2 protein-coding genes are annotated in these 3,977 nt (G+C 59.2%); both read left to right on the top strand.

Going from position 1 to position 3,977, the window contains the following annotated elements; all coding sequences use genetic code 11:
• The first annotated feature begins 286 nt into the window (after positions 1 to 286).
• Positions 287 to 1,765 carry a hypothetical protein gene (locus tag NUH19_RS12920; RefSeq protein WP_262316942.1) on the top strand — a complete coding sequence of 493 codons (1,479 nt, stop codon included), beginning with the start codon at positions 287 to 289 and terminating at the stop codon, positions 1,763 to 1,765.
• A gap of 316 nt (positions 1,766 to 2,081) precedes the next feature.
• A partial coding sequence (locus NUH19_RS12915; protein ID WP_262316941.1) for a S8 family serine peptidase occupies positions 2,082 to 3,977 on the top strand: 1,896 nt, incomplete at its 3' end.

The following is a 3,977-nucleotide window of genomic DNA, read 5'->3' as shown; positions in this document are numbered from 1 at the left end:
TCAACCGCATTTTCTTGGAACGCGTCTGGTTCAAACCAAATGGCACTAATAAAAGAGCACCCAGACCAATTAAGGTCCAGGCACTCTTATAAATCTGTATCAACTCCACTTGACGAAGAGCCAGAAGAAGCTTACCTCCGGGTAGGCTTCTTTTTTTATGCTTAAAACGATTAAACACTTCAGCTTTTTCTGCTGACGCTAAAATTTGACGGCTACGGTGACAGCGAATATCATTTTGGGCGTAGTCTGTTAATTGGGTATGTTGGCAGAACAAGGAGGAGTACGAATGGAAACTCGTAATGGCGCCAAGAAGCTCTACAAGACCCGTCGCGGCTGGGTGGCCGCGGGGGTCGTCACCACCGCATTACTGGCTGCGCTGATTGCCGCGCCGCAGACCGCTCACGTCGTCCGGGCAGCCGATGCGCCGGCGGATGCGCAGGACGCAAAAGGCGCCGAACTCGCAAAGTTCCGCGAGGATCAGGCCAACCAGACGTTCACCGCGTACAAGGTAGCGGAGTCCCAACAGCTGGCCGCCGACGTGGCGGCGAAGAACGCAAAAGGGGCCGAGCTGGCGAAGTTCCGCGAGGATCAGGCCAACCAGACGTTCAACGCATATAAGGCGGCGGAAGCTCAGCAGCTCACGGCCGACGTGGCGGCGAAGAACGCAAAAGGGGCCGAACTCGCAAAGTTCCGCGAGGACCAGGCGAACCAGACGTTCACCGCGTACAAGGCGGCGGAAGCTCAGCAGCTGGCCGCCGACGTGGCGGCGAAGAACGCAAAAGGGGCCGAGCTGGCGAAGTTCCGCGAGGACCAGGCGAACCAGACGTTCAACGCGTACAGGGTAGCGGAAGCTCAGCAGCTGGCCGCCGATGTGGCGGCGAAGAACGCAAAAGGGGCCGAACTCGCAAAGTTCCGCGAGGACCAGGCCAACCAGACGTTCAACGCGTACAAGGTAGCGGAAGCTCAGCAGCTGGCCGCCGACGTGGCGGCGAAGAACGCAAAAGGGGCCGAACTCGCAAAGTTCCGCGAGGACCAGGCCAACCAGACGTTCAACGCGTACAAGGTAGCGGAAGCTCAGCAGCTGGCCGCCGATGTGGCGGCGAAGAACGCAAAAGGGGCCGAACTCGCAAAGTTCCGCGAGGACCAGGCCAACCAGACGTTCAACGATTACAAGGCGGCGGAAGCTCAGCAGCTGGCCGCCGACGTGGCGGCGAAGAACGCTGCGGCCGCTACGGCCGCCAAGGCGAAGCTGGACCAGGACAACGCCTCCTTCAACGAATTTAAGTTGGACGAGCAGTCGCGCCTGTCGGCTAAATACGCCCAAAAGCCGGGCGAGGGCACTAAACCGGGCGAAGAAACAAAGCCGGGCGAGGGCACTAAACCGGGCGAAGGAACAAAGCCGGGCGAGGGCACGAAGCCGGACGAAGGCAATAAGCCGGGTGAGAGCACTAAAGTCGATACCGGCACTCACCCGAGGCACGGTCAGAAGTCGGACAAGGAGACCAGAAAGCATGGGCATACCAAGGGGGACCATGCCAAGCCTGCAACGCCTGTACCGGTTGCCATGCCTGCCGTGAAGACCCCGGCGACTGAGGCCGGAGTGAAGATGACTGCGGCGCCGGCCAGCCAGGTGGCCACCACGGCTAAGAAGGTACTGCCACAGACCGGCGACGGGACTGACGGCACTGCGTCTGTTCTTGGGGTGACTATTGTGGTCGGAATGCTGTTTGGCCTGGCCGGGACCGCACTCAAAAAGCGTGCCTAGTGGGCGAGCCTAGAGCGACTGGTTCACCACAGATCATCACGCGTTGAATCGCCCTGTCAGCGTAAAGCGGCAGGGTTTTTTTGTTGCCTTCGTAAATTTGGATATAAAATGATAATTTGGTTGCAAACCTAATTTTCACACAATGAAGATTTAGCAAAAAATGAAAATGGGTGCTGTAAGCGGCCGGTTTCGGCGTTTTTGAATTTTTTATGAGTACTTCGTTAAAAAATGGCGATAAATCTAGCTAATATGATTATAATGGCCATATTGCTAACCAAGGCAATTCAAATTTTTTGAAAAGCATGGAGGGGTCATTGTGAAGCTTAAGAATCGCAAATTAACGATTTTTCTGGCGAGCACCGCGGCTTTAGGGGCATTAGCGGTCTCACCATTCCTCGAGACACAAGTCAAAGCGGATATTAACGCACAATTGCAATCAATCGCTAAGACCGGCACGACTGCCACCAAGGCAGCGACGATCGCGGAGGGAACCAGCCCGGTTCGCCAGGCGATCATCGACCAGCTGGCCGCCAAGGGTGTCAACTACCAGACCATGACGACCAAGCAGCAGCAAAACGCTTATGTCGACGTGATCGTGCAGCTGACCGCCAAGCCGGCCGCCGAGAACGGCTCGGTCACCGCTAACTACTCCAGCACCGCCGAAATTCAGGCGGCGTCCAAGGCCGTCATCGCCGCCCAGGCCGGCGTCAAGGCCAAGGTCAAGACCGTGACCGGCCAAAGCGCCACCAAGAGCTACGGCTACGTGGTCAACGGCTTTGCCACCAAGGTCAAGGTCGAAGACATCGCCGCAATTCAGAAGATTGCCGGCGTCAAGTCCGTCACCGTCAACCGCCAGTTCTACTCCATCGAATCCGCCTCGTCGTCCAACGACATGGCCAACGTTTCGACCGTGTGGAACAACTACAAGTACAAAGGCGAGGGGACCGTGGTCTCCGTCATCGACACCGGGATTGACGCGTCGCACAAGGACATGCGCCTGAGCGACCCGTCCAAGGCCAAGATTTCCCAGGATGACGCCAACGCGTTCGCAAGCTCCGTCGGCTACGGCCGCTTCCTGACCGACAAGGTGCCTTACGGGTACAACTACGCCGATGACTCCAACGAGTACATCGCAGACGATACAGTCGAAGAGCAGCACGGCATGCACGTCGCCGGCATCATCGGCGCCAACGGCACGACCGGCGACCCGACGACCTCGGTTGTCGGCGTTGCGCCTGAAGCTCAGCTTTTGGCGATGAAGGTGTTCTCGAACTCCGACGCCGAGGCGACGACCGGTTTCGACACCGTCATCTCCGCCATCGACGACTCCGCCAAAATCGGCGCCGACGTCTTGAACATGTCTCTGGGTTCCGGCTCCGGCACCCAGACCAACGACGACCCGGAGCAGGCCGCGGTTCAAAACGCGATCGATGCCGGCACCGCCGCCGTCATTTCCGCCGGTAACGACGGCTCCAGCACCTCTGCCACCGACGGCTCCAACGTCGGCTACTTCGACACCGAAGACACCGAAATGGTCGGGGCCCCTGGTACCGCGCGGAACGCGACGACCGTTGCCGCGGCCGAAAACACCGACGCCGTGGGCTACTCCGTCAGCATCAAGGACGGCGACACCGACGTGGTGACGCCTGAGCTGACCCAGATGTCGACCAGCGCCACCCAAAAGGACTTCGATGCCAAGAAGTTCTTCGTCGCGCGTGACGCCGATGGCAAGCTTGGCATCGGGACGCCTGATCAGATCACCGCAGACGCCGCCGGCAAGGTCGTCGTCGTCGCCCGTGGTGAGATCAACTTCACCGAGAAGCAGGCCAACGCGGCTGCGGCCGGTGCCAGCGCCTTGATCATCGTCAACAACACCGATGGCGACGTGCCGTTGACCTCCATGTCCATCGACGACAGCATCCCAACGATTTCCTTGTCCCAGACCCAGGGCAACAAGCTGGCCGATTTCGTGACGGACGGCCACACCGACGACACGCTCAGCGTAACGCTGGGCCTGCGTCAGTCGCACAACGCGGCCTACGACGCCGACAAGATGTCCTACTTCACGTCTTACGGCCCGACCTCCGACCTGTCCTTCAAGCCGGACATCACGGGCCCTGGTGGTAACATCTGGTCGACCCAAAACAACAACGGCTACATCAACATGTCCGGGACCTCGATGTCCTCACCGTTCATCGCCGGCACCCAGGCC

It is taken from the genome of Lacticaseibacillus parakribbianus (genome assembly GCF_025490915.1).
In the GTDB taxonomy this organism is placed as follows: domain Bacteria; phylum Bacillota; class Bacilli; order Lactobacillales; family Lactobacillaceae; genus Lacticaseibacillus; species Lacticaseibacillus parakribbianus.
Note: the sequence above shows the minus strand (reverse complement) of the source record. Positions and strands in the feature narration are given on the sequence as shown.

Excerpts from the sequence above, each read along its gene's own strand:
- NUH19_RS12920 (WP_262316942.1), top strand. The coding sequence starts at position 287 with ATGGAAACTCGTAATGGCGCCAAGAAGCTCTACAAGACCCGTCGCGGC.